The 25,209-nt window shown below is 61.1% G+C and carries 19 protein-coding genes; 10 read left to right on the plus strand and 9 right to left on the minus strand.

Translation table 11 applies throughout. From position 1 onward, the window contains the following. The first annotated feature begins 38 nt into the window (after positions 1 to 38). A complete protein-coding gene (locus ACPDZI_RS09540; RefSeq protein ID WP_438834419.1) occupies positions 39 to 1,001 on the plus strand; it encodes an IS1595 family transposase in 963 nt (320 codons plus the stop codon). A 41-nt stretch (positions 1,002 to 1,042) separates the two neighbouring features. Here ACPDZI_RS09540 and mfd read toward each other — a convergent pair whose 3' ends face one another. Both mfd and ACPDZI_RS09550 read right to left on the minus strand, forming a co-directional pair. Continuing rightward, positions 1,043 to 4,507 (minus strand): transcription-repair coupling factor, encoded by a 3,465-nt coding sequence (gene mfd, locus ACPDZI_RS09545; RefSeq protein ID WP_438834420.1) that lies wholly within the window; start codon positions 4,505 to 4,507, stop codon positions 1,043 to 1,045. 9 nt (positions 4,508 to 4,516) lie between these two features. Continuing rightward, the gene (locus ACPDZI_RS09550) at positions 4,517 to 5,092 is read right to left on the minus strand and encodes a PilZ domain-containing protein (RefSeq protein ID WP_168967333.1); all 576 of its coding nucleotides are present in this window, start codon (positions 5,090 to 5,092) and stop codon (positions 4,517 to 4,519) included. A gap of 76 nt (positions 5,093 to 5,168) precedes the next feature. Between ACPDZI_RS09550 and ACPDZI_RS09555 the strand changes: the two genes are divergently transcribed. The 3 genes from ACPDZI_RS09555 to lolE all read left to right on the plus strand — a co-directional run bounded on the left by ACPDZI_RS09555 (position 5,169) and on the right by lolE (position 8,420). After that, complete coding sequence (locus ACPDZI_RS09555; protein WP_016350916.1) at positions 5,169 to 6,404, plus strand: lipoprotein-releasing ABC transporter permease subunit; 1,236 nt, start codon at positions 5,169 to 5,171, stop codon at positions 6,402 to 6,404. Between the two features lie 76 nt (positions 6,405 to 6,480). Then, a complete protein-coding gene (lolD, locus tag ACPDZI_RS09560) occupies positions 6,481 to 7,179 on the plus strand; it encodes a lipoprotein-releasing ABC transporter ATP-binding protein LolD (RefSeq protein WP_175610106.1) in 699 nt (232 codons plus the stop codon). Then, the gene (gene lolE, locus ACPDZI_RS09565) at positions 7,179 to 8,420 is read left to right on the plus strand and encodes a lipoprotein-releasing ABC transporter permease subunit LolE (protein WP_438834421.1); all 1,242 of its coding nucleotides are present in this window, start codon (positions 7,179 to 7,181) and stop codon (positions 8,418 to 8,420) included. The genes lolD and lolE overlap by 1 nt, the downstream gene beginning before the upstream one ends. An 85-nt stretch (positions 8,421 to 8,505) precedes the next feature. On the opposite strand, the gene yfbR is transcribed toward lolE, so the two are convergent. Together yfbR and ACPDZI_RS09575 are read right to left on the minus strand one after the other, a co-directional pair. Further along, positions 8,506 to 9,096 carry a 5'-deoxynucleotidase gene (gene yfbR, locus ACPDZI_RS09570; RefSeq protein ID WP_011705878.1) on the minus strand — a complete coding sequence of 197 codons (591 nt, stop codon included), beginning with the start codon at positions 9,094 to 9,096 and terminating at the stop codon, positions 8,506 to 8,508. A 73-nt stretch (positions 9,097 to 9,169) separates the two neighbouring features. Then, positions 9,170 to 9,604, minus strand: a complete 435-nt coding sequence (locus tag ACPDZI_RS09575) for a YccF domain-containing protein (RefSeq protein WP_011705879.1) — start codon at positions 9,602 to 9,604, stop codon at positions 9,170 to 9,172. Positions 9,605 to 10,032: 428 nt separating this feature from the next. Between ACPDZI_RS09575 and tig the strand changes: the two genes are divergently transcribed. The 6 genes from tig (at position 10,033) to ppiD (ending at position 18,548) form a co-directional block, all read left to right on the plus strand. Further along, positions 10,033 to 11,343: a trigger factor gene (gene tig / locus ACPDZI_RS09580; protein ID WP_016350912.1), complete on the plus strand. Its 1,311-nt coding sequence runs from the start codon at positions 10,033 to 10,035 to the stop codon at positions 11,341 to 11,343. 86 nt (positions 11,344 to 11,429) lie between these two features. Then, a complete protein-coding gene (gene clpP, locus ACPDZI_RS09585) occupies positions 11,430 to 12,053 on the plus strand; it encodes an ATP-dependent Clp endopeptidase proteolytic subunit ClpP (RefSeq protein WP_005301526.1) in 624 nt (207 codons plus the stop codon). A 146-nt stretch (positions 12,054 to 12,199) separates the two neighbouring features. Beyond that, the gene (gene clpX, locus ACPDZI_RS09590) at positions 12,200 to 13,474 is read left to right on the plus strand and encodes an ATP-dependent protease ATP-binding subunit ClpX (RefSeq protein WP_005301524.1); all 1,275 of its coding nucleotides are present in this window, start codon (positions 12,200 to 12,202) and stop codon (positions 13,472 to 13,474) included. 141 nt (positions 13,475 to 13,615) lie between these two features. Beyond that, positions 13,616 to 15,970 carry an endopeptidase La gene (lon, locus tag ACPDZI_RS09595; RefSeq protein ID WP_011705882.1) on the plus strand — a complete coding sequence of 785 codons (2,355 nt, stop codon included), beginning with the start codon at positions 13,616 to 13,618 and terminating at the stop codon, positions 15,968 to 15,970. A gap of 240 nt (positions 15,971 to 16,210) precedes the next feature. Further along, on the plus strand, positions 16,211 to 16,483 hold the full coding sequence (hupB, locus tag ACPDZI_RS09600; RefSeq protein ID WP_005315375.1) for a nucleoid-associated protein HU-beta: 273 nt from the start codon (positions 16,211 to 16,213) through the stop codon (positions 16,481 to 16,483). Positions 16,484 to 16,634: 151 nt separating this feature from the next. Beyond that, complete coding sequence (gene ppiD / locus ACPDZI_RS09605; RefSeq protein WP_438834423.1) at positions 16,635 to 18,548, plus strand: peptidylprolyl isomerase; 1,914 nt, start codon at positions 16,635 to 16,637, stop codon at positions 18,546 to 18,548. 226 nt (positions 18,549 to 18,774) lie between these two features. On the opposite strand, the gene ACPDZI_RS09610 is transcribed toward ppiD, so the two are convergent. The 5 genes from ACPDZI_RS09610 to ACPDZI_RS09630 form a co-directional block, all read right to left on the minus strand. After that, positions 18,775 to 20,367, minus strand: a complete 1,593-nt coding sequence (locus tag ACPDZI_RS09610; protein ID WP_011705884.1) for an ABC-F family ATPase — start codon at positions 20,365 to 20,367, stop codon at positions 18,775 to 18,777. A gap of 235 nt (positions 20,368 to 20,602) precedes the next feature. Then, on the minus strand, positions 20,603 to 22,258 hold the full coding sequence (locus ACPDZI_RS09615; RefSeq protein WP_017408234.1) for a cation acetate symporter: 1,656 nt from the start codon (positions 22,256 to 22,258) through the stop codon (positions 20,603 to 20,605). After that, complete coding sequence (locus ACPDZI_RS09620) at positions 22,255 to 22,566, minus strand: DUF485 domain-containing protein (protein WP_017408235.1); 312 nt, start codon at positions 22,564 to 22,566, stop codon at positions 22,255 to 22,257. Before ACPDZI_RS09620 ends, ACPDZI_RS09615 begins: the two co-directional genes overlap by 4 nt. 109 nt (positions 22,567 to 22,675) lie before the next feature. After that, positions 22,676 to 23,302, minus strand: a complete 627-nt coding sequence (locus ACPDZI_RS09625) for a 3'-5' exonuclease (RefSeq protein ID WP_408755264.1) — start codon at positions 23,300 to 23,302, stop codon at positions 22,676 to 22,678. Positions 23,303 to 23,304: 2 nt separating this feature from the next. Continuing rightward, positions 23,305 to 25,092: a putative nucleotidyltransferase substrate binding domain-containing protein gene (locus ACPDZI_RS09630; protein ID WP_438834424.1), complete on the minus strand. Its 1,788-nt coding sequence runs from the start codon at positions 25,090 to 25,092 to the stop codon at positions 23,305 to 23,307. Positions 25,093 to 25,209: the final 117 nt, after the last annotated feature.

Genomic DNA, 25,209 nt, shown 5'->3' on the forward strand with positions numbered 1-25,209 from the left:
TAATCTTGAAGTAGGTCATCACCTTGAGGGCCTCCACCATGGATACCCAAGCCTTTCAACACCTACTGTCCCTCTTCCCATTACTCACTTTGCGTCAGCGTCGTCTCGCGCAACATGAACTCACCACCCCTCACCCCATCACCTCGTTGGCCACTCAACTGCCCGCATGCCAATGCTGCCCTCACTGTCAGGCCGAGGCCACACAGTTGGCTCCCTGGGGCTGGTCTCGCGGGCTGCGCCGTTATCGCTGCAAGCAGTGTTTGCGCACCAGTTCCGTTCTCACCAACACGCCTCTCGCCCGACTTCGCAAGCCACAATGCTGGGAAGACTATGCTCAGGCCCTCATCGAAGGTCTGACCGTCCGGCAGGCGGCGCTCCGCTGTGGGGTCGGTAAAAACACCGCCTTTTTATGGCGCCACCGCTTCCTGAAGGCTATGGCTAGCCACCAGGCAGTACGGGAAGAGGGTATCGTCGAGGTCGATGAGACCTTCTTCTTAGCGTCGTTCAAAGGACAGCGCGGATTGCCCCGCCCGGCCCGCCATCGTGGAGGCAAAGGCTGTACCCGAGGCACAGGGCCGGATTACATCCCGGTGATGGTGGTGCAAGACAGAGCAGGTCACCTGGCTGACTTCCAGTTGGAGCAGCTGAATGCCAGGGCAGTTAAGGCGGTGCTTGAGCCGCTTATCGCCCCGGATGTCGTCCTGTGCAGCGATGGCGCTGGGGTGTATGCCAGTTTCAGCAAGTCGCAGGGCATGACCCACCAAGTGGTGCACAACCGTGCGGGAGAGCGAGTGGTAGGTGCATATCACATCCAACATGTGAACGGGTACCACAGGCGATTGAAGGAGTGGATGGAACGGTTCCATGGGGTCGCGACCCACTATCTGAGGAATTATCTGGGTTGGCGAAGGATGTTGGAGCGCTATGGGCGGGAAGTGAATATCTCATGTTGCTTGCATGAGGCGCTGGGGCGCCCCATGCAACACGTAATTGGGACATAGCCTTTTATTTGGGTGAGCGGCTGGCCGCCTCATCACCCCCCTCAGGGGTTGGCGTGGCTGGCGAGATCCGCCAGCAGGCCATCCACCAGCTTGAGGCGCATGGCCCTGTCTTGGGTCGGCACCTGGAAGCGCAGCCGGGTCGGCCCGTCCATCTTGTAGATGCGCGGCTGCTCGGAGAGCAGCTTGACCAGATAGGCAGGGTTGACCTTGGTTTCTTGGGTAAAGTCCAGATAGCCACCGCGCTCGCTCATCTCCACCCGGCGAATGCCCAGCGCCGTGGCGCGCTGACGGAAGGCGGCCAGCTCCAGCAGGGTTTTGGTCGGCTCCGGCAACAGGCCGAAGCGATCGATAAGCTCCACTTTCAGTTCGCGCAGCTCCTGCTCGTCCGCCGCGCTGGCGATCCGTTTGTACATGGAGAGCCGCATGTTGACGTCAGGGATGTAGTCGTCCGGGAGCAAGGCAGGCAGGCGCAGTTCCACCTCGGTGTGCTGGCTCATGAGTTGTTCGAGCGACGGCTCCTTGCCCGATTTCAGCGCCTCGACCGCCTGCTCCAGCATCTCCATGTAGAGGGTGAAGCCGACCGATTCAATCTGGCCGCTCTGATCGTCGCCGAGCAGTTCGCCGGCGCCGCGGATCTCCAGATCGTGGGTGGCCAGCGCAAAGCCAGCGCCCAGATCTTCAAGGGACGCAATGGCCTCCAGCCGCTTGGCCGCATCCTTGGTCATCAGCTTGGGATGGGGGGTGAGCAGGTAGGCATAGGCCTGATGGTGGGAGCGACCGACCCGGCCCCGCAGCTGGTGCAGCTGGGCCAGACCGAGGTGATCTGCCCGATCCATGATGATGGTGTTTGCGCTCGGCACGTCGATGCCGGTCTCGATGATGGTGGTGCAGACCAGCAGGTTGAAGCGCTGGTGGTAGAAGTCCGACATCACCCGCTCGAGCTCGCGCTCACGCATCTGGCCGTGGGCGATGCCGATGCGCGCCTCCGGCACCAGCTCGGCAAGATCCGCCGCGCACTTCTCGATGCTCTCCACGTCGTTGTGCAGGTAGTAGACCTGGCCGCCGCGTTTCAATTCCCGCAGCACCGCCTCGCGGGTGACCGCCGGCTCCTGCTGGCGCACGAAGGTCTTGATGGCGAGCCGCTTGGCGGGCGGGGTGGCGATGATGGAGAGATCCCGCATGCCCGACATCGCCATGTTGAGGGTACGTGGAATGGGGGTGGCGGTGAGGGTGAGGATGTCCACGTCGGCCCGCAGCGCCTTGATCTTCTCCTTCTGGCGCACCCCGAAGCGATGCTCCTCGTCGACGATGAGCAGTCCCAGATCCTTGAAGGTGAGCTCGGCGCCCAGCAGCTTGTGGGTGCCGATGATGATGTCCACCTTTCCCTCGGCCAGCTCTTTCATCACCGTGGTCTGCTCCTTGGCGGAGCGGAAGCGGCTCAGTACCTCGACCCGCACCGGCCAGTTGGCGAAGCGGTCGCGGAAGTTGTCGTAGTGCTGCTGAGCGAGCAGGGTGGTGGGCACCAGCACGGCCACCTGCTTGCCGCCGTGCACTGCCACAAACGCCGCCCGCATCGCTACCTCGGTCTTGCCAAAGCCCACGTCGCCACACACCAGCCGATCCATGCTCTTGGCCTGGCACATGTCGCCGAGCACCGCATTGATGGCGTTGAGCTGATCATCGGTCTCCTCGAACGGGAAGCCGGCGGCAAACTGGCGATAGGCCTCGCGATCGTGCTTGAAGGCAAAGCCGTGACGGGCCGCCCGCATGGCATAGACATCCAGCAGTTCGGCTGCCACGTCGCGCACCTTTTCGGCCGCCTTGCGCCGGGCCTTGACCCAGGCCTCGCCGCCGAGCTTGTGGCTGGGCGGGTTGTCCGAGCCGGTATAACGGCTGATCAGGTGCAAACTGGTGACTGGCACGAACAGCTTGTCGCCGCCGGCATATTCCAGGGTCAGAAACTCGGTGGGCAGGCCGCCGGCGTCGATGGTCTCCAGCCCCAGATAGCGGCCGACCCCGTGATCCAGGTGCACCACCGGCTGGCCCTGGGTCAGCTCGCCGAGGTTGCGGATCACCGCATCCGAGCTCAGGTTCTTGCTCTTCTCCCGTTGCCGTTTGCTGCGGATCTTGCCGCCCAGCAGTTCGGTCTCGGTGATGAGCGCGAGCTCCTCCTGCCCTGGCTCTCGCAGCAAGAAGCCGCGCTCGAGCGGTGCCACCAGCAGGCCGTGACGGGCCTTGCTGGTGATGAAGGCATCGAGTGATGCGAACTCCTTGGGCTGCAGCGCGATGCGGGCCAGCAGATCGCCCAGTACCTCGCGCCGCCCCTCGGACTCCACCGCAAACAGGGTGCGGCCGGCAAAGCCTTGTAGGAACTGGTTGAGGGCCAGCAGCGGCTGCTCCTTGCTGTGATCGAGCTGCAGCTCGGGCAGCGCCGAGATGGGCAGGTCGTGCTGGCCCGCATCACCGGCGGTGGGCGCCTCCTGCAGTCGCACGGCCGCGTACTGGCCGAGCGCCGCAAACAGCTGCTCCACCGGCAGATAGATCTGCTGGGGTGGCAACAGGGGACGGGTATTGTCCCAGCGCCTGTCCTCGTAGCGCTGGCTGATGTCGTTCCAGAAGCGCTGGGCGGCGGGGTAGATCTCTCCCACGGTCAGCAGCAGGGTGTTCTCTGGCAGGTGGTCAAACAGGCTGGCGGTCTGCTGGAAGAAGAGTGGCAGATAGTACTCGATGCCGGCCGGCCAGCGCCCCTTGCTCACCTCCTGATAGACGGAGCCCTCGGCGCGGGAGATCTCGAACTGTTCGCGATACTGGCCGCGAAACAGCTCGATGGCACCCTCGTCGGTGGGAAACTCCCGGGCCGGCAACAGGCTGACGCTCTTGACCGGCTCGCTGGAGCGCTGGGTCTCGGGGTCGAACGGGCGGATGGAGTCCACTTCGTCGTCGAAGAAGTCGATGCGATAGGGGCTGCTGCTGCCCATGGGGAAGAGATCGAGCAGGGAGCCGCGGGCGGCAAATTCGCCGTGCTCCAGCACCTGCTCCACTGCCACATAGCCCGCCTCGGCGAGGCGCGCGCGCAGCTGCTGCAGATTGAGGCGCTGGCCGCTTTTCACCATCAGGCTGTATTTGTCGAGATAAACCCGGGGCGCCGTGCGCAGCATCAGGGTAGAGATGGGCACGATCAGCACGCCGCTGCTCATCTGCGGCAGCTTGTAGAGGGTCTCGAGCCGCTGGGAGATGATGTCCTGATGGGGGGAGAAGGTGTCGTAGGGCAGGGTCTCCCAGTCCGGGAACAGCAGCACCGGGCAGCCAGTGTCGGCCAGCAGGTATTGCAGTTCCTGTTCGAGGCGCAGGGCGCTCGGGGTATCGGCGGTCACCAGCAGGACGGGGCGATGAGCCTCCTGCGTGAGGCGGGCGGCCATCAGCGAGAGGCTGCTGCCTGTCAGCTGGCCGAGCGTTAACTTTTGGCCCGCCTTGGCGGGCAAGGCGGGAAGCTTCATTGGCATCATTCGATTCTTTTAACGTTGACGGTCTTGCGCACGAAGTTTGAGCTGTTTGGACTGGATATGCAGGCTGGCGCGTACCAGCAGTTCACGGTCATCCTCGCGGAGCCGCACATAGTCGAGCATCACGTGGGTACCGTGCTCGCTCGGTTCCAGCTGCTTGACCTGGCCGTAGCAGTAGACGGCGGACGCCTCTTCGCGCAGGAAGATCTTGAGCCGCACTATCTGGTGCAGGTGTGGCACCTCGCCGTGGCCCTGATGGGGATGCAGATAGGTCAGCTGGCCAGCACCAAAGCGCAGAGTGTGAAAGCGATGTTCCGGGTGATCCTGTACCGACAGCACATAGCCCATGATCATGTCGATCTTGCGCGACTGCTGGTTGATGATCTCCACCAGATCGTGCATCGAATCGTTCTGATTGCGGATCAGGCGGCTGGTCACCATGTCGATGGAGGTAATGGCGGAGGCGATGCGAAAGGGTTCGGGCAGCTCGGCCTCCAGTGCTTCCAGCGAGGGCAGATGAAAGTCACCGGGCATGGGGATCACATTGACCGGTGTGGCATGGGTGACACTGAAGAACTGTTCCTGCATGGAGGCTATCCCTTGTTGTCATAGACGGTTTCCCTTTATTATCCGGTATCTTATTTTGTTGGCAATGTAGATATCCTTGAAGACTGGACTTTTTCAGCCACTGTCGCTGGCCATCGGCCTGCGTTATGCAGGCTCGCGACGCAGCAATCGCTTCGTTTCATTTATCTCCCTGTTTTCCACTTTCGGCATCGCCATCGGGGTCGCCGCCCTGATGGTGGTCATCTCGGTGATGAACGGTTTTGAAGGGCAGCTCAAGGGGCGCATCCTGGGGGTGATCCCCCATGTGGTGGTGACCAGCCCGGCGGGGCGCATCGATGCCGCGCCGCAGGGCCTGCCGGACCTGGCCAGGCTGCCGCACGTGATTGCCCATGCCCCCATGCTCGACAGTGAAGGCATGCTGCAAAGCCCCGGTCAGCTCACCGGCGTCAGTGTGCAGGGTATCGATCCCGCCCAGTGGCCCAAGGACGACATCCTGCACGCCCAGATGCAGATGGGGCGTCTGGACAGCCTGCAGGCCGGCGAATACCACATAGTGCTGGGGCAGGGGGTGGCCAATCGCCTCAAGGTCTCCATGGGCGACCAGGTCCGTCTGATCCTGACCGAAGGCACCCGCTTCACCCCGTTTGGTCGGGTACCGGCCCAGCGCCTCTTTACCGTCTCCGGCATCTTCGGGGTCGGCGCCGATGTGGACAGCCAGGTCGCCCTGATTGCGCTGGGGGATGCCCAGCGGATGCTGCGCCTGCCTGCGGATCAGGTGGGCGGCATCCGCCTCTGGCTGGATGACCCCTTCGCCGCCGACGAGGTGGTGAAGACGGCGCTGCCGGACGGGCTGGAGTGGCAGGACTGGCGCCGCGAGCGCGGCGAGCTGTTCCAGGCGGTGGCCATGGAAAAACGGATGATGGGATTGATGCTGGTGCTGATCATCGCGGTTGCCACCTTCAACATCCTCTCAGCCCTGGTGATGGTGGTGACCGACAAGGAAGGGGAGGTGGCCATCCTGCGCACCATGGGCATGAGCGAGGCGGGCATCGTCAAGATCTTCATGGTGCTGGGGGCCTCCAGCGGCGTCATCGGCGCCCTGTTCGGCGGTCTGGCTGGACTGGCGCTCTCCATGGGGCTCAACCCCTTGCTTGATGCGGTGGGGCTCAACCTCTACATGACGGCCGGCGGCTCGGGCCTGCCGGTCATCGTCGAACCCGCCCAGGTCGTGACCATTTTGCTGGGTGCCGTGCTGCTCAGCTTCAGCGCCACCCTCTACCCGGCGGCCCGTGCGGCCCGGGTCAAACCGGCCGAGGCGCTGCGTTATGAATAATTCATCTTCTGTTGTTACTGGTACCGGCGTTGCTGCCGGCGCCAGCGTTGTTACAGGTGCAAGTGGAGCCTCCTTTATGAATCAATCCGTCTCCTGCGAGCCGCTGCTGCGCTGTCAGGCCCTCAACCATGTCTACAAAGAGGGCGATCTGGAGACCCAGGTACTCAAGGGCATCGATCTTAGCGTGGCGCCCGGCGAGATGCTGGCGGTGGTGGGCAGCTCGGGTTCCGGCAAAACCACCCTGCTGCACCTGATGGGGGCGCTCGACAACCCCTCCAGTGGCGCCGTGCTGTTCAAGGGGCAGGACATCCATCGCTGGGACAGCCGTACCCAGGCGAAGTTTCGCAATCAGGAGCTGGGTTTCGTTTACCAGTTCCACCACCTGCTCTCCGAGTTCAGCGCGCTGGAAAATGCCGCCATGCCGCTGCTGATCGCCGGTGAGTCGGTGGCCAGCGCGACCGACAAGGCGAGCCGGATGCTGGGGCGGGTAGGGCTTTCCCACCGTCTCAACCACAGACCGTCCGAGCTCTCCGGTGGCGAACGCCAGCGGGTGGCCATCGCCCGTGCTCTGGTCAACGAACCCAGCCTGGTGCTGGCGGACGAGCCCACCGGCAACCTGGATCACGCCAGCGCCGCCGCCGTCTATGAGCTGCTCTGCGAGCTCAACCGCGAGCTCGGCACCGCGTTCGTGGTGGTGACCCACGATCTCAGCCTGGCTGCCAAGCTTCATCGCCGGGTGACCCTGGTGAGCGGCGTGATGGCGGAGGTCGCCTGATGTTCAAACCGCTGCCCCTGTTTCTGGGCCTGCGTTACAGCCGCTCTCGCCGTCGCAACGGCTTCATCGCCTTTATCTCCGCCTCCTCCCTCATCGGTATCGCCCTCGGGGTGATGGCGCTGATCCTGGGGCTCTCCGCCATGAATGGCTTTGAGCGAGAGCTCAAGAACCGGGTGCTCTCCGTGGTGCCTCACGGCGAGCTGATGGGAATGGAGGCACCGCTCCCCAACTGGCCCAAGCTGCGGGACTACCTGCTGGCCCAGCCCGGGGTGGAGGCTGCCGCCCCGGTGATCCGGCTCGACGGCCTGCTGGAGCACGGCAGTGCCCTCAAGGGGCTGCAGGTGCGCGCCGTGTTGCCGGAGCTTGAAGCCAATCTGTCCGATGCGGGCAACTATATGACGGGGCGTGGTCTGCGCGAGCTGGAAGCCGGCGAGCACGGCCTCATCCTCGGCAAGACCATCGCCGACAAGCTGGGGGTCAAGATAGGGGACACTGTCACCTTGTTGCTGCCCCAGGGCGGCGATGCAGCCGGCATCAAGAACCCGAAGCGCGAGTCTCTCAAGGTGGTGGGGCTGCTCGAGATCGGTGGCCAGCTTGATGGGGTGCTCGGCTTCATGCATCTGGTTGATGCCCAGGCCATTACCGGCATGGGCAGTGCGGTAGAGGGCTTCAGCCTCAAGGTGAACGACGTGCTCAAGGCGCAGTCCATCACGGTGGCAGCCGCCCAGAAGTTCCCGCACTACGTCTACATCAGCAGCTGGATGAGCCGCCAGGGTTATCTCTACCAGGACATCCAGATGGTGCGCACCGTGATGTACGTGGTGATGCTGATGGTGGTGGCGGTGGCCTGTTTCAACATCGTCTCCACCCTGGTGATGGCAGTGAACGAGAAGCGCAGCGAAATCGCCATCTTGAAGACCATGGGGGCGAGCCCGGGCCAGATCCGGCTTACCTTCGTCATTCAGGGGATGGTGAACGGGGTGGCGGGTGCCTTGCTCGGCGCCCTGCTGGGCGGCCTGCTCTCCAGCAAGCTGACCCAGATCCTGGGTGTTATCGAGAAGCTCATTGGCCACCGCTTCCTCAACCCGGACATCTACTTCATCGACTTCCTGCCGACCGAGCTGCACATGCAGGACTTGGTCATCGTGACCGGCGCCGCCATCCTGATGAGCCTGCTGGCCACCCTTTACCCCGCCTGGCGGGCAAGCGGGCTGGTGCCGTCCCGGGAGTTGGGGCACTGATACGCAGCATCTGTCTGCTGATAAAAACGAAGGGCCCGCCGGTGCAAACCGGCGGGCCCTGCTGTTTTGAGGGGCGCTGGCTGGTTTAGTGGGCGTTGAGTTCATCCAGCGGCAGCGAGAAGCTCGCCACGAAGATGTCGATGAAGTAGCGCATCTCGTCGCTCATCCGGGCCGCCAGCATCTGCTCGAGGCGCTTGCGCGCCGGCTCGAACTCCCGGTTGCCGGCATTGATCTCTTCCAGGCACTTGGTATAGGCGCAGAGGGTATCGGCATCCTTCACCAGCCTGGCCAGCTCGCCATCCTGGGCTGCCGAATCGAGCAGCGGGCGAAAGTCCTCGACCAGCTCCGGCGGCAACATGCCCAGCAGGCGCTGCTCGGCGGCCAGCTCAATCTTCTTGTATTCGCGGGCAATCTCGGGATTGAAGTACTTGACCGGGGTGGGCAGATCGCCGGTCAGCACCTCGCTGCTGTCGTGATAGAGGGCCATGACGGCGGCGCGATCGGCATCCACGCTGCCACCAAAGAGCCGGTTTTTGATGAGGCCGAGGGCGTGGGCAACCATGGCTACCTGCAGACTGTGCTCGGCGATGTTCTCGGGCTGGATGTTGCGCATCAGCGGCCAGCGGTAGATGAGCTTCATGCGGGCGAGATTGGCGAAGAAGTGGCTGGGCAGCATGGATGACCTCGAAGATGGCAATGAAAAAGGGCAGACCCTAGTCTGCCCTTTTTTACGGCTGGCGGCATCGCCTTCAGCGAATATAACGGCCGGATTCAGCCTCCTGATTGGTGACGATCATCTGGCCGATAGGGGCCAGGCTGATGAGCGCCAGCTTGAGGTGCTGGATGCCGAACGGGATGCCGACGATGGTGACGAAGCAGGCCAGTGCCGAGGCGATGTGGCCGATGGCCAGCCAGATCCCGATGAGCACGAACCAGATGATGTTGCCAATCAGCCCCATGGTGCCGGTGCCCATGTCGCTCAGACCGGTCATGGTCTTGCGGTTGACCGCCTGCTTGCCGAACGGGAAGAAGGTAAAGGTGCCGATGACGAAGCAGGCACGTCCCCAGGGGATCCCGATGAGGGAGATAAAACAGATCAGCCCGGCCAGCCACCAGGCCAGCCCCATGAAGACGCCTCCCAGTACGAACCAGAGCAGATTGAACAAGAAGCGGAAAAAGGCCATGTCGGTGACTCCAGACTTATCAAGATGGCTGCCACCATAACGAGCGATGGTCATGGACGCAATGGTTGAAGGGGCGGGGTGGACAATTTGGGTCGCAGGGGGCGAAAAGAGACCGTTATGGAGGGATGTGAGGTGAAAAAGTAGGCTCTTGCACGAAAAAAGGTGAGCAAGTGCAAATTCTTGCGGCTTGCGTGCTTGAAGTCGGCCCCGCTATTCCCCATATAAGGGGCAGTTTGGCGGGAATTGTGCCATCCCCTGCCCGGTTGGGGGACGTGTGGCTCGACTCGATCAAAGTGCGCCGCTATAATGTCGCGTCATATTTTCTCATCACAAAGACAGTCGTTGTCTTTATAAACAGGAAGACTCCGGGCTTTGCCCAGGGGCAATAAAGGGTCAGCACGCAGTGCTGAGTTGAACGAGGTAGAAGAATGCAAGTTTCTGTAGAGACAACCCAGGGTCTGGAACGCCGTCTTACCATCACCGTACCGGCCGCTACCGTTGACGCCGCCGTGCGCAAAGAATTGAACGGCCTGGCCAAAACCCGTCGCATCGACGGTTTCCGTCCTGGCAAGGCTCCGGTTGCCATCATCAAGAAGATGTTCGGCGCCATGGCTCATGCTCGCGTTGCTGACGAAATGATGCAGAGCAACTTCATCAAGGCCATCATCGAAAACAAACTGAGCCCGGCCGGTGCCCCGACCATGGATCCGAAAGAGATCCAGGAAGGTCAGGACTTCGAATTTACCGCGACCTTCGAAGTGTACCCCGAGTTTGAAGTGGCTGGCCTCGAGACCATCAAGGTCGAGAAGCCGGTTGCTACCGTGAAGGATGAAGATCTGGCCAACATGATCGACACCCTGCGCAAGCAGCATGCAACCTGGAGTGAAGTGGACGCCGCCGCTGCCGATGGCATGCGTGTGACCATGGACTTCGTCGGTTCCATCGACGGTGAAGAGTTCGACGGCGGCAAGGCCGAAGGCTTCAACCTGGTACTGGGTGCCGGTCGCATGATCCCGGGCTTCGAAGACGCCATCATGGGCAAGAAAGCTGGCGACGAGTTCACCATCGACGTGACCTTCCCGGCTGACTACCACGCTGAAAACCTGAAAGGCAAAGCCGCCAAGTTCGCTTCCAAGCTGAACAAGGTTGAAGAGCAGATCCTGCCTGAACTGACCGAAGAGTTCGTCAAGCGTTTTGGCATCGAGAGCGGCAACGTTGAAGAGCTGAAAGCCGAAGTGCGCAAGAACATGGAGCGCGAACTGGCTCAAGCCCTGAAAAACAGCGTGAAAGAGCAGGTTCTGAATGGTCTGGTTGAAGCCAACCAGATTGATCTGCCGAAGGCTGCCGTTGCTCAGGAAATCGATGCCCTGCGTCAGCAGGCGCTGCAGCGTTTCGGCGGCTTCCAGGGCGGCAACGCTCCTGAACTGCCGGCAGAGCTGTTCCAGGGCCAGGCCGAGCGTCGTGTACGTGTAGGTCTGCTGCTGGGCGACGTGATCCGTACCAACGAGATCAAGGCTGATGAAGCGCGCGTCAACAGCATCATCGAATCCATGGCCACTGCCTACGAAGATCCGAAGGAAGTGATCGAGTACTACCAGAAGAACGAACAGATGCTGAACGGCGTTCGCAACCTGGCAGTTGAAGATCAAGCCATCGACCTGATCCTGTCCAAGGCCCAGGTGACCGAGAAGGAAGTTGCATTTGACGAAGTGATCAACAAGTCCGGTGCCGCTGCCTAAGAACATTTGACTTAAGGTCAAGACTGTTAAGTATAATGGCTCGTGTGATCTCCACTCGGGCCATTTTATTTTAGGGACAATGCCTTATGTACAAGAACTATAACGATGTGACTGAATCCCCACGCAATGCGCTCATCCCGATGGTGGTAGAGCAAACCGCGAAAGGGGAGCGTTCCTACGACATCTATTCTCGTCTGCTGAAGGAGCGGGTGATCTTCCTGACCGGTCAGGTTGAAGATCACATGGCGAATCTGGTGGTGGCTCAGCTGCTGTTTCTGGAGTCTGAAAATCCGGATCAGGACATCAGCATCTACATCAACTCTCCGGGTGGGGCCGTCACGGCCGGTATGTCCATTTATGACACCATGCAGTTCATCAAGCCGGACGTCAGCACGGTGTGCATGGGGCAGGCTTGCTCCATGGGTGCCTTCCTGCTGGCCGGTGGCGCCAAGGGCAAGCGTTTCTGCCTGCCCAATGCCCGCGTGATGATCCACCAGCCGCTGGGCGGTTTCCAGGGCCAGGCATCTGATATCCAGATCCATGCCCAGGAGATCCTGAAGATCAAGAATACCCTGAACGAGCGTCTGGCCTTCCATACCGGTCAGGACATGGCCACCATCGAGCGTGACACCGACCGTGACAACTTCATGTCGGCCGAGCAGGCTGTGGCCTATGGTCTGGTTGATGGTGTCCTGAGCCGCCGCGGCTGAGCCACGAGCTAGCCCGTACCATCGTCGAGGGCATCATCTGGTTTGATGATGCCCTCAATCGGCAGATCAGGCATGGGCAGGGTGTTCCGGACTGTTGTAAACTCAACAGGACAATCCATCCTCTATTGATAAAACGAGGTTGCTGAATGACAGAAAAACGCAAGGGTGAGGGTGATAAGCTGCTCTACTGCTCTTTTTGCGGCAAAAGCCAGCATGAAGTGCGCAAGCTGATCGCTGGCCCTTCCGTCTACATATGTGATGAGTGTGTCGAGCTGTGCAACGACATCATCCGCGAAGAGATCCGCGAGATCTCGCCCAAGCGCGATGGTAGCGAGCTGCCGACCCCTCATGAAATCCGCGCTCATCTGGATGACTATGTGATCGGGCAGGAGTACGCCAAGAAGGTGCTGGCGGTAGCCGTCTACAACCACTACAAGCGGCTGCGCAGCGGCAGCGAGTCCGGTGGTGTAGAGCTGGGCAAATCCAACATCCTGCTGATCGGTCCGACCGGCAGTGGCAAGACCCTGCTGGCTGAAACCCTGGCTCGTCTGCTGGACGTTCCCTTCACCATGGCCGATGCCACCACCCTGACCGAAGCCGGTTATGTGGGCGAGGACGTGGAGAACATCATCCAGAAGCTGCTGCAAAAGTGCGACTACGACGTAGAGAAGGCCCAGCGTGGCATCGTCTACATCGACGAGATCGACAAGATCTCCCGTAAGTCGGACAACCCCTCCATTACCCGCGACGTGTCCGGGGAAGGGGTGCAGCAGGCCCTGCTCAAGCTGATCGAAGGGACCATCGCTTCCGTACCGCCGCAAGGTGGTCGCAAGCACCCGCAGCAGGAGTTCTTGCAGGTTGATACCTCTAAGATCCTGTTCATCTGTGGTGGCGCCTTTGCCGGTCTGGACAAGGTGATCGAGCAGCGCTCCGTCAAGGGCACCGGCATCGGTTTTGGTGCCGAGGTCAAGTCCAAGAGCGCCAAGGCGACCTTGAGCGAGAGCTTTGCCAAGGTGGAGCCGGAAGATCTGATCAAATACGGTCTGATCCCCGAGTTCATCGGTCGTCTGCCAGTGGTAGCGACCCTGACCGAGCTGGACGAGGCTGCCCTCATCCAGATCCTGAAAGAGCCGAAGAACGCGCTGACCAAACAGTATGCCGCGCTGTTCGATCTGGAAGGGGTGGAGCTGGAGTTCCGTGACGACGCGTTGAACGCCATTGCCCGCAAGGCGATGGAGCGTAAAACCGGCGCCCGTGGTCTGCGTTCCATCGTGGAAGCCGTGCTGCTCGATACCATGTATGACCTGCCGTCGCTGGACGGTGTCAGCAAGGTGGTGATCGACGAAACCGTGATCAAAGGGGACTCCGCGCCCTTGATGATCTACGAAAATCCCGAGACCCAGGCCGCCGCATCAGAGTAAATGTCTGATTTTTAATCAAATGAAAGGGGCTTTTTGCCCCTTTCATGCTTTTTGCGGTTTCGGCGATTGAATCTCATCTAAGCGCCCCCATATACTCAGCCAAGCGCTTTGCCAACGGTATAACAAGCCGAGAGGACATATATGAACCTAGAGCGTTCAGAACGCATCGAGATTCCCGTCCTGCCTCTTCGTGACGTGGTGGTTTACCCCCACATGGTCATTCCACTCTTTGTGGGGCGGGAAAAATCCATTCGCTGTCTGGAAGCGGCCATGGAGCAGGACAAGAAAGTTCTGCTGGTGGCCCAGAAGGATGCGTCAACCGATGAGCCGACGGTGGAGGAGATCTTCTCCGTCGGGACAGTGGCCAATATTCTACAGATGCTCAAGCTGCCCGATGGCACCGTCAAGGTGCTGGTGGAAGGGGGCCAGCGTGCCCGTCTTGAGCGGATGATCGACGACCGGGACTTCTTCGTTGGCGAGGCGCAGTACATCGCCTCCAAGGCGATTGAGGAGAAGGACCAGGATGTGCTGGTGCGCTCCGCCATCGGTCAGTTCGAAGGCTATATCAAGCTCAACAAGAAGATCCCGCCCGAGGTGCTCACCTCGATTTCGGCGATCGATGATGCGGCGCGCCTGGCCGATACCATGGCCGCCCACATGCCGCTCAAGCTCGAAGACAAGCAGAAGGTGCTGGAAATCGCCTCCGTGTCCGAGCGCATCGAGTTTCTGATGGCCATGATGGAGTCGGAGATTGACCTGCTGCAGGTCGAGAAACGCATCCGCTCCCGGGTCAAGAAGCAGATGGAGAAGAGCCAGCGCGAGTACTATCTCAACGAGCAGATGAAGGCCATCCAGAAAGAGCTGGGTGAGCTGGAAGACAGTCCGGATGAGTTCGAAGCCCTCAATCGCAAGATTGAAGAGGCCGGCATGCCGGAAGATGCCCGTGAGAAGGCGCAGGCCGAGCTCGCCAAGCTGAAGATGATGTCGCCCATGTCGGCCGAGGCCACCGTGGTGCGCAGCTACGTCGACTGGATGGTGCAGGTGCCGTGGAAGGCGCGTTCCAAGGTCAAGAAAGACCTGGGCAAGGCGCAAGAGGTGCTGGATGCCGATCACTATGGCCTGGAGAAGGTCAAGGATCGCATTCTCGAGTATCTGGCGGTGCAGGCGCGCGTCAACAAGCTCAAGGGGCCGATCCTCTGTCTGGTAGGGCCTCCCGGCGTGGGTAAGACCTCGCTCGGTCAGTCCATCGCCAAGGCCACCGGTCGCAAATATGTGCGCATGGCGCTCGGCGGGGTGCGTGATGAAGCGGAGATCCGTGGTCATCGCCGTACCTATATTGGCTCCATGCCCGGCAAGCTCATCCAGAAGATGGCGAAAGTCGGGGTGAAGAACCCGCTGTTCCTGCTCGATGAAATCGACAAGATGAGCTCGGACATGCGTGGCGATCCCGCTTCAGCCCTGCTGGAAGTGCTGGATCCCGAGCAGAACAACAGCTTCAACGATCACTACCTGGAAGTGGATTATGACCTGTCGGACGTGATGTTCGTGGCCACCTCCAACTCCATGAACATCCCGGGTCCGCTGCTGGACCGGATGGAAGTGATCCGCCTCTCCGGTTACACCGAAGATGAGAAGCTCAACATCGCCAAGCAGCATCTGGTCTCCAAGCAGATCCAGCGCAACGGCCTGAAAGAGTCCGAGATCACCATCGAGGATTCCGCTCTGGTCGGGGTGATCCGTTACTACACCCGCGAGGCGGGGGTGCGGAGTCTGGAGCGTGAGATCTCCAAGATTTGTCGCAAGGCGGTCAAGCGCATCCTGCTGGACAAGAGCATCAAGCATGTTCAGGTCAATCAGGCCAACCTCAAGGAGTTCCTCGGGGTGCAGCGCTTTGACTACGGCAAGGCCACCGATCAGAACCAGGTGGGTCAGGTGTGTGGTCTGGCGTGGACCGAAGTGGGGGGCGATCTGCTCACCATCGAGACCACCAACATGCCGGGCAAGGGCAAGCTCACCTACACAGGTTCCTTGGGTGACGTGATGCAGGAGTCCATCCAGGCCGCCATGACGGTGGTACGGGCCCGTGCCGAGAAGCTGCGCATCAATGCCGACTTCTACGAGAAGCGCGATATCCACGTGCACGTACCGGAAGGGGCGACCCCGAAAGACGGTCCGAGCGCCGGTATCGCCATGTGTACCGCCCTGGTCTCCAGCTTGACCGGTAATCCGGTTCGTGCTGATGTGGCCATGACGGGGGAGATCACCTTGCGCGGCGAAGTGCTGCCTATTGGCGGCCTCAAAGAGAAGCTGCTGGCAGCCCATCGCGGTGGCATCAAGCGGGTGCTGATCCCGAAAGAGAACGAGCGTGACCTCGAGGAGATCCCGGACAACGTCAAACAAGACCTTGAAATCTATCCGGTTCGCTGGATTGACGAGGTGCTGGAATTGGCGTTGCAGGACAATCCGCAAGGGTTTGAGCGCGTTTCTGTCGTGTAAATGTTGATGCGCCGCAAATTTGGCGCATTCGGGGGGTGGTTAAGGCTTGCATGCGCCGGATAACGGAAGTAGCCTTGACCACCGATCGGGTACTCATGATGAGTCGCAATGCGTGATGTGGCGCGGGTTTGCGCTAGATTGTCACTTGCAACTGATCAGGAGGCTTGCTATAAAACCTCCACTTGTTGTGGCCAGGGAAATCGGCGCCGCAGCGATGTTCGATAAAAGGGGAATATAAGAGTGAATAAATCTCAACTGATTGACAAGATTGCAGACGGTGCTGATATCTCCAAAGCCGCTGCTGGCCGTGCGCTGGATGCTTTCATTGACGCCGTGGGTGAAGCCCTGAAAGAGGGTGACCAGGTTGCTCTGGTAGGTTTCGGTACTTTCGCCGTGCGCGAGCGTGCTGCCCGTTCTGGCCGTAACCCGCAAACTGGCGCGACCATCGAAATCGCCGCTGGTAAAGTTCCTGCCTTCAAAGCCGGTAAGGCCCTGAAAGACGCTGTCAACTAAGCCGGGCGCTGATATCACATCGGCCACCGTCCTTGGTCACAGACCAGACAAGTGAGAGGGCTCTCCCTCATACTGATTGACCAAGGCGCATCGCAATCGGTGCGCCTTTTCATTATTTACGCCCATCGAGTTCGGGAGCATAAGTACAAACATGATGTTGGATAAACTACGCGAAGGGGCGCAGGGCAAGGTAGCCAAGGTTATCTTGGGCCTGATCATCCTCTCCTTTGCCTTGGCCGGTGTAGGTAGCTACCTCAACGGCCCGGCTCGTACCGCCCCCGCCACCGTCAACGGCAATGACATCAGCTCCGCTGCGCTGGAAAATGCCTATCGCAACGAGCGGGCCCGCATGGAATCCCAAATGGGGGAGTCTTTCAGCCAGTTGGCCGCCAATCCTGACTATATGAAGCAGTTCCGCCGTGGCGTGCTGGACCGTCTGATCGATCAGGCCCTGTTCGACAGCAAGGCCCGTGAACTGGGTCTGCGCGTCAGCGATGAGCAGATCAAGCAGGCCATCGTCGCCATGCCCGAGTTTGCCGAAGATGGCAAGTTCAACAACGATCGCTATCTGCAGCTGATCCGCCGTGCCGGCATGACCCCGGAGATGTTCCGTGACTCCCTGCGTCAGGACATGGTTCGCCAGCAACTGATGGGCGCCCTGCTGGGCACCGAATTTGCACTCAAGGGTGAAGCCGAGCAACTGGACAAGCTCTACAACCAGACTCGCGATCTGCGTCTGGTGCGCCTGGCCGCTGCTGCGTACCTGGGGGACGTGAAAGTCTCCGATGAAGAGGTGGAGCAGTACTACAAGGCCAACAGCAGCCACTTCATGAATGACGAGCAGGTCAAGGTTGACTACCTGCTGCTGGACGCCGCCACCCTTGGCAAAGACGTCAAGGTGAGCGAGCAGGATGCCCAGGATTACTACGATCAGCACCAGGATCTGTTCCAGCGTGCCGAGCGTCGTCATGTGGCTCATATCCTGATCCCGTTCGGCAAGGACGAGAAAGCCGCCGAGCAGAAGGCCGAGGCCGTGCTGGCCAAAGCCAAGGCCGGTGAGGATTTCGCCGCGCTGGCCAAGGCTGACTCTTCCGATACCTTCTCCGCCAAGAAAGGCGGCGAGCTGGATTGGTTCGAGAAAGGGGTGATGGATCCGGCGTTCGAGAAGGCCGCGTTTGCGCTGGCCAAGACCGGCGATCTCTCCACCGTGGTGAAGAGCCCGTTCGGTTTCCACGTCATCAAGCTGCTGGGGGTTGAACCGGCCCAGACCAAGCCGTTTGCCGATGTGAAAGCAGAGACCATCAGCCGTTTGCAGGCAGACAAGGCCAAGGAGCTGTTCTTTGCCGAGCAGCAGAAGATGGCCGACAGCAGCTTCGAGAACCCGGATTCGCTGGACTTGACCGCCGACACCATGGGTCTGAAGGTGCAGTCCACCGGTTACTTCAGCCAGGCTGATGCACCGGCACCGCTGAACGATCCCAAGGCACTCTCCGCCGCCTTCTCCGAGCAGTTGCGCGATGACAACACCAACTCCGACGTGATCGAACTGGCAGATGGCAAGGCGCTGGTCATGCACATCACCGGTCACCAGCCGAAAGCGGCCAAATCGCTGGCGGAGGTGAAAGACCAGGTGATTGCTGCCATCAAGCACGACAAGGCCAGTGAAGTGGCCCGTGGCAAGGCGCAGGGTCTGCTGGACAAGCTCAAGGCTGGCGAGAATATCCAGGCCGAGCTGACCGCGCTGGGTCTGAAGGTGGAGAATCATGACGGGGTAGCCCGCTTCGCTCAGGATCTGGATCAGAACCTGGTGGCGCAGGCCTTCCGCATGCCTCATCCGATCGATGGCAAGCCGAGCGTCGAGCTGGTGACCGAAGCCAATGGCGACCGCGTAGTGGTTGCGCTGGACAAGGTGACAGTCGCCAAGGAGCCGTCTGGCATGGCCAAGCTGCTGCAAGGCCAGCTGGGTCAGGGCAAGGCTCAGGTGAGCTACAAGTCTCTCATCGACGAGCTGCGCAAGTCTGCCAAGATCGAGTACTTCACCGATGTGGAAGCCACGGTCGAATAAGTCGAACCGACTCCAATCCATGTGAAAACGGCCCCTTGATGGGGCCGTTTCTTTATCTGCGAGGCGCCGTTCAGTTTCCTTTCTGGCGGGATGACAACCGGCCCTGGCAGGGGGAAGGGCATATGGCACACGGGATGATCTGTATCGTCCGGCAGATATCACAGGCATAAAAAAACCGGCACTCAGGTGCCGGTTTTCATTGACGGGATGTGCGGGCAGGAGGGGGTTACACCACACCCTGAGTACGCAGGTAATCCTCGTAGGTGCCGCCGAAATCGCGGATGCCATCTTCAGTCAGCTCCAGGATGCGGGTCGCCAGGGAGGAGACGAACTCACGGTCGTGGGAGACGAAGATCAGGGTGCCTTTGTACATCTCCAGCGCCAGGTTCAAGGATTCGATGGATTCCATGTCCAGGTGGTTGGTCGGCTCATCCATGATCAGGATGTTGGGGCGCTGCATCATCAGCTTGCCGAACAGCATGCGGCCCTGCTCACCACCGGACAGTACCTTGACCGGCTTCTTGATGTCGTCCTGGGAGAACAGCAGACGGCCCAGTACGGAGCGTACCGCCTGCTCGTCTTCGTTCTCCTGTTTCCACTGGGCCATCCAGTCGAACACGTTGAGATCGGTGTCGAAGTCCTCGGCGTGATCCTGGGCGTAGTAACCGATCTGGGCGTTTTCGGACCACTTGATGGTGCCGGTGTCCGGTGCCAGCGCGCCCACCAGGGTTTTGATCAGGGTGGATTTACCGATCCCGTTGGTACCCAGAATGGCGACCTTCTCGCCCACTTCCAGCATCATGTTGAGGCCCTTGAACAGCGGAGCCTCGCCATAACCTTTGGATACGCCTTCGATCTCGAGGATGTTGCGGTAGAGCTTCTTCTCCTGCTCGAAGCGGATGAAGGGGTTCTGCCGACTGGAGACCTTCACTTCCTCAATTTTGATCTTGTCGATCTGCTTGAGGCGGGAGGTGGCCTGGCTGGACTTGGAGGCGTTGGCGCTGAAACGGGAGACGAAGGATTGCAGATCGGCGATCTGGGCCTTCTTCTTGGCGTTGTCGGCCAGCAGGCGCTCACGGGCCTGGGTGGCGGCCGTCATGTACTCGTCGTAGTTGCCCGGATAGACGCGCAGCTCGCCGTAGTCCAGATCCGCCATGTGGGTGCAGACGGAGTTCAGGAAGTGACGGTCGTGAGAGATGATGATCATGGTGCTCTCGCGATCGTTGAGCACCTGTTCCAGCCAGCGAATGGTGTTGATGTCCAGGTTGTTGGTCGGTTCGTCCAGCAACAGGATGTCGGGGTTGGAGAACAGCGCCTGTGCCAGCAGCACCCGCAGTTTCCAGCCCGGTGCCACTTCGCTCATCGGGCCGTTGTGCTGCTCGATGGGAATGCCGGCACCCAGCAGCAGCTCGCCTGCGCGGGATTCGGCGGTATAGCCGTCATACTCGGCGACCAGACCTTCCAGCTCGGCGGCCTTCATGTAGTCATCGTCGGTCGCTTCCAGGTTGGCGTAGATGGCATCGCGCTCGGCGATGGCGGCCCACAGCTCGGTGTGACCCATCATGACCACGTCCAGTACGCGCATCTCTTCGTAGGCGAATTGATCCTGACGCAGCTTACCGATGCGTTCGTTGACGTCCAGGCTCACATTACCGCCAGTGGGCTCCAGATCGCCGCCGAGGATCTTCATAAAGGTGGACTTGCCACAGCCGTTGGCACCGATAAGGCCGTAGCGGTTGCCGCCGCCAAACTTGACGCTGATGTTCTCAAACAGCGGCTTGGCGCCGAACTGCATGGTGATGTTATTGCTTGAAAGCACTGGAATGTCCCGGTTGGTCTGTCAAATGGCGCGCATTATGGCACAGATCCCCCGAAAGTTTTAGCAAGAACTGTGATCCGGGCCTATTGCAGAGGGAAGAGAGATAATGATGACGAGCGCTCGCGCACCCTGGCGGTCATGGCCGCGTCGATCGGATTGCAACGGGCGCTGACCGCTGCCTGTCGGCATGAAAAAAGCCGGCCCTGGGGCCGGCTTGCAACCGTCAATCGAAGGTTCAGTGGGAGCTGGCGCTGGCTGCCCCCAGTCCGGTCTGGGAGCGGACGAACTGCGGGAAGAACTTGGCGTGCTCATCGAGCGCATTTTGTGACTTGTCGGTGACCGAGAACAGCCAGATCCCGACGAAGGCCACCGCCATGGAGAAGAGAGCGGGGTACTCGTAGGGGAAGATGGCCTGAGCATGGCCCAGCACCTTCACCCACACGGTCGGGCCCAGGATCATCAGGCTGACCGCGCTCACCAGCCCCAGCCAGCCACCGTAGACGGCGCCACGAGTGGTCAGGCGAGACCAGAACATGGAGAGAAACAGCACCGGGAAGTTGCAGCTGGCGGCGATGGAGAAGGCCAGGCCCACCATGAAGGCGATGTTCTGCTTCTCGAACAGGATGCCGAGACCAATGGCGACCACACCCAGCACCACAGTGGTGTACTTGGAGACGCGCAGTTCGTCGGCTTCGTTGGCCTTGCCCTTCTTGATGACGCTGGCATAGAGATCGTGGGAGACCGCAGAGGCGCCGGCCAGGGTCAGCCCAGCCACCACCGCCAGGATGGTGGCAAACGCCACGGCAGAGATGAAGCCGAGGAACAGGCTGCCGCCCACCGCATCGGCCAGGTGGATGGCGGCCATGTTGGTGCCGCCCAAGAGGGCGCCGGTGGCGTCCTTGAAGTCCGGGTTGGTGCTGACCAGCAGGATGGCGCCAAAGCCGATGATGAAGGTCAGGATGTAGAAGTAGCCGATAAAGCCGGTGGCATAGAACACGCTCTTGCGCGCTTCCTTGGCGTCACTCACGGTGAAGAAACGCATCAGGATGTGGGGCAGGCCGGCGGTGCCGAACATCAGAGCCAGACCCAGCGAGATGGCGGAGATGGGATCGGCGACCAGGCCGCCCGGGCTCATGATGGCGATGCCCTTCTCGTGCACCTTGACCGCCTCACTGAACAGAGTGCCGATGTCGAAGTTGACCGACTTCATCACCATGATGGCCATGAAACTGGCACCGGAGAGCAGCATCACCGCCTTGATGATCTGCACCCAGGTGGTGGCCAGCATGCCGCCGAACAGCACGTAGAGCACCATCAGAATGCCGACCAACACCACGGCCACATGGTATTGCAGGCCGAACAGCAGTTCGATCAGCTTGCCGGCGCCCACCATCTGGGCGATCAGGTAGAGGGCGACCACCACCAGCGAGCCGCTGGCGGAGAGGGTACGCACCTCGGTCTGCTTGAGGCGGTAGGAGGCCACGTCGGCAAAGGTGTACTTGCCGAGGTTGCGCAGCCGCTCCGCGATCAGGAACAGGATGATGGGCCAGCCCACCAGAAAGCCGATGGAGTAAATCAGGCCATCGTAGCCGGAGGTGTAGACCAGCGCGGAGATGCCGAGGAAGGAGGCGGCTGACATGTAGTCACCGGCGATGGCCAGGCCATTCTGGAAGCCGGTGATGCGCCCGCCGGCGGCGTAGTAGTCGGAGGCGGAGCGGTTGCGCTTGGAGGCCCAGTAGGTGATGAACAGGGTGGCCGCCACGAAGATCACGAACATCACGATGGCGGAGATATTGAGCGGTTGGCGATGGACCTCGCCGGTCAGCGCATCGGCTGCCAGCAGGGGGGAGGAGGCCAGCGTGGCCAGCAACAGCAGAGACTTGCCTTTCATGATTTGGCTCCCTTGAGGATCTTCTGGTTCAGTTCGTCAAACTCGCCGTTGGCCCGAAACACATAGATGCCGGTCAACACGAAGGAGGAGACGATGAGGCCGACTCCGACCGGGATACCGCGGGTAATGGTGGACCCTTCGCTCAAGGGGGTGCCAAGCCAGCCGGGGGCGAAGGCGATGAGCATGATGAAGGCCAGATAGAGCCCCAACATCAGGATGGAGAGGGACCAGGCAAAGCGCTGGCGCTTGGCTACCAGCTCCTGGAAGTTGGGATCTTGCTGGATCCGAAGATACGGTTGCTGTTCCATTGCAGTGCTCCATGACATTGAGTGTCGACGGTGAATGAAGGGAGGTCCCTACCGAGCAGCAGGACTGCTCATGTAAGCAAAATGTGAATCAAATGTTATTTGTGGACAATTAGACTTTGGGATAAGCCAGTGGGCCGCCCCGGGTGAGGCGCAAGAAGATGAGGGCCGCGGTGATGGCATCGCTCAGGGCGTCGTGGGCGGGCAGGGCCGGCAGACCGATGTGGCTGCTGATGGCGGCCAGATGCAGGTCGATGGCGGCATCGGGATAGCGGCGATAGAGGTGATCGTGGTAGAGCCGACTCACCTCTATTCCGCGCTGCGCCAGGGTCAGTCCCCAGTATCGCTGGCAGGCGAGATTGAGGATCCGCAGGTCGTAGGCGATGTGATACCCCACCAGTTCGCGCGGGCCGATAAAGGCCAGAAGCAGGCGCAGCGCGGCTTCCAGCGTCATGCCCTGTTGCAGATCCTGATGGCGCAGACCGTGGATCACCACCGAGTGTTCGCTCAGGCTGGCCGGCGCTTGCACCCGGATGGACAGTGCCTCGCCGGTCAGCACCCGGTTGCCCTGAATGCGCACCGCGCCGATGGCGACGATCTCGGCCTGGGCGGGATCCAGGCTGGTGGTCTCGAAGTCGAGGGCCACCCACTCGTCGGCGGGCGGGTCGGCATAGAGCGGGGCAAACGCCGGGTCTTTAACACGGCGACTATGCCAATGACGGCGCAGACGGCTCAACATGGCTATTGCCTCAGACGAAAGTGCAAGGTGAGCCACTGCTGGAACTTCTTCACCTGATGCAGCGCCTGGCGCAGCAGATCCCGCTCACCGTGGCTGAGATCATTGACCTGCACCCGGCTCTCTCCCTCCTTGAGCTGGCTGCGCAGCCGCAAGCGGACGAACAGCCTGAACGCCTCCGCCAGATTGTCGCCAAAGCCGGCGCTGAGCCGTCCGGCCGTCACCAGCGCTTCGATCCGTGCCAGAGTAGAGGTCTCCAGAATGGCGGCTTCCAGCGCTAGCATGCGAATGCCGTGTACCAGTGGGAAGAGGCCGCCACGTTTCAGATCCAGCCCCTCCGGCGCCCGTTCCAGACGACCAAACAGGGTGAGCGGCGCATGAAACGCCACCGCCGGTCGCACCATCTCCGCCAGCAGATCTCGCCGCTCGGCCAGCTGCTCGCGCAACTTGCGGGCGAGAGGAGGAAGCAGGGCGCGATCGCCAGCGATGGGGTGGGCGTCGGCCAGGGTGGCGAGCCAGAGCAAGTCTGCTTCACTGGCCTCGACGCAGACCCGCTCGATCTCCTGCTGCCAGAGCGCCAGGGGCTTCACCCAGGCAGGATTGTTGACCATCACCCGGCCGGGGCAGGGCGGGTAACCGAGCCGGGCCAGCAGATCGCTGAAGGCGGCCAGGTCGGCCTGCTGGGTCGGCCAGTGCAGGTCGGCGGGCAGGATCAGGGCATTGTCCTGATCGGTTTTGAGGATCTGCTCGCTGCGCCCCTCCGAGCCCAGCATCAGCAGGCAGACCCGCTCCTGCACCGCGGGCGGGATCACCAGGGCAAAGGCCTTGGCGATCAGCTGCTCGTTGATGGTGGCGATTAGCTTCATCAAAAAGGCGGTGTGGATCCCCTGGCCGAACAGCGAACGGGTCAGCTGTTGCTGCTCCCGGGCCACCGCTTCCAGCGCCGGCAGGGTGTCGGCGCGGGCGATACGCAGGGTCAGCACATGGGAGTGGGTGGAGAAGAGGCCGAGCACCTGGGTCAGGTGCAGGATCCCCGCCACCTCCTGCTCCTGCCAGACTACCAGCCGCTTGATGCGATGGCGGGTCATCAGCAGCAGGGCATCGAACAGATAGCTATCCAGCGGCAGGCCGATGAGCGGGGTCGGATCCAGCACCGCCAGCGGCGTCGTCAGCGGCAGCCCCTTGAGCGTCAGGGCGTGCAGCAGGGTCTTGCGGGTCGCCAGACTCAGGCTGCCATCCGTGGCCGGGTAGAGCAGGCAGTCGGTGCCCTTGGCCACCATAGCCTCGGTGGCGGCCAAGAGCGACAGGCGGCTGTCGACGATGAGCGGCGGCTGCAAATGGCCGGACTCGATGCGGGTCAGGATGAACTCCGCCAGATTCTTCTGTCCCAGCTGGGCGCGCTGCTCCTGCTGTTGTTGCCGCTGTGCCAGGCTGGCGGTGAAGTAGCGGGCGAAGGCGGGATTGCCCTCGCACAGCTCGATGAAGGTGCCTCTGGGGATCAGCTGGCAGAGCAGATCTTCCAGCGCACTGAACTGGTGGCGGCAGTGGCCGTCGAACTGGGCGCGTACGTCGAACAGGTCCCCTTCGCCATAGTCGCCAAACTGGTGATGGGGGCTCGACTCCTCCACCGCTCCCTTGAGGACGAGATAGAGGCCGGGGGGCGCATCACCCGCCTTGAGCACTGGCTGGCCGGCGCGAAAGTAGCAGATGGAGAGGTGCTGCTCGAGCCGTTGGCGCTCCTCTGCGCTCAAGCAGTCAAACGGCGGGCGGGCAAAGTTGAACAGGCTGGTCATGGCAATCCTTGGCCGGTGGCGTCAAGCCAGTCTGACAAAGCGGCGCCTGACCAGCCAGCCGACTTTAGTCGCACGCGCCGTAGCTGTGGGAAACCGGGCTCCTCGCTGTACCTGGCG

Source organism: Aeromonas oralensis, assembly GCF_049665575.1.
GTDB classification, from domain to species: Bacteria; Pseudomonadota; Gammaproteobacteria; order Enterobacterales; family Aeromonadaceae; genus Aeromonas; species Aeromonas hydrophila.

What these genes read in the sequence shown, in the direction of transcription:
- lolD (WP_175610106.1), top strand. Translation starts at nt 6,481, where the DNA reads ATGAATCAATCCGTCTCCTGCGAGCCGCTGCTGCGCTGTCAGGCCCTC.
- lon (WP_011705882.1), top strand. Translation starts at nt 13,616, where the DNA reads ATGAACCTAGAGCGTTCAGAACGCATCGAGATTCCCGTCCTGCCTCTT.
- ACPDZI_RS09630 (WP_438834424.1), bottom strand. Translation starts at nt 25,092, where the DNA reads ATGACCAGCCTGTTCAACTTTGCCCGCCCGCCGTTTGACTGCTTGAGC.
- clpX (WP_005301524.1), top strand. Translation starts at nt 12,200, where the DNA reads ATGACAGAAAAACGCAAGGGTGAGGGTGATAAGCTGCTCTACTGCTCT.
- ACPDZI_RS09550 (WP_168967333.1), bottom strand. Translation starts at nt 5,092, where the DNA reads ATGCAGGAACAGTTCTTCAGTGTCACCCATGCCACACCGGTCAATGTG.
- yfbR (WP_011705878.1), bottom strand. Translation starts at nt 9,096, where the DNA reads ATGCTGCCCAGCCACTTCTTCGCCAATCTCGCCCGCATGAAGCTCATC.
- mfd (WP_438834420.1), bottom strand. Translation starts at nt 4,507, where the DNA reads ATGATGCCAATGAAGCTTCCCGCCTTGCCCGCCAAGGCGGGCCAAAAG.
- lolE (WP_438834421.1), top strand. Translation starts at nt 7,179, where the DNA reads ATGTTCAAACCGCTGCCCCTGTTTCTGGGCCTGCGTTACAGCCGCTCT.
- tig (WP_016350912.1), top strand. Translation starts at nt 10,033, where the DNA reads ATGCAAGTTTCTGTAGAGACAACCCAGGGTCTGGAACGCCGTCTTACC.
- ACPDZI_RS09575 (WP_011705879.1), bottom strand. Translation starts at nt 9,604, where the DNA reads ATGGCCTTTTTCCGCTTCTTGTTCAATCTGCTCTGGTTCGTACTGGGA.
- ppiD (WP_438834423.1), top strand. Translation starts at nt 16,635, where the DNA reads ATGATGTTGGATAAACTACGCGAAGGGGCGCAGGGCAAGGTAGCCAAG.
- ACPDZI_RS09625 (WP_408755264.1), bottom strand. Translation starts at nt 23,302, where the DNA reads ATGTTGAGCCGTCTGCGCCGTCATTGGCATAGTCGCCGTGTTAAAGAC.
- ACPDZI_RS09540 (WP_438834419.1), top strand. Translation starts at nt 39, where the DNA reads ATGGATACCCAAGCCTTTCAACACCTACTGTCCCTCTTCCCATTACTC.
- ACPDZI_RS09615 (WP_017408234.1), bottom strand. Translation starts at nt 22,258, where the DNA reads ATGAAAGGCAAGTCTCTGCTGTTGCTGGCCACGCTGGCCTCCTCCCCC.
- clpP (WP_005301526.1), top strand. Translation starts at nt 11,430, where the DNA reads ATGTACAAGAACTATAACGATGTGACTGAATCCCCACGCAATGCGCTC.
- ACPDZI_RS09620 (WP_017408235.1), bottom strand. Translation starts at nt 22,566, where the DNA reads ATGGAACAGCAACCGTATCTTCGGATCCAGCAAGATCCCAACTTCCAG.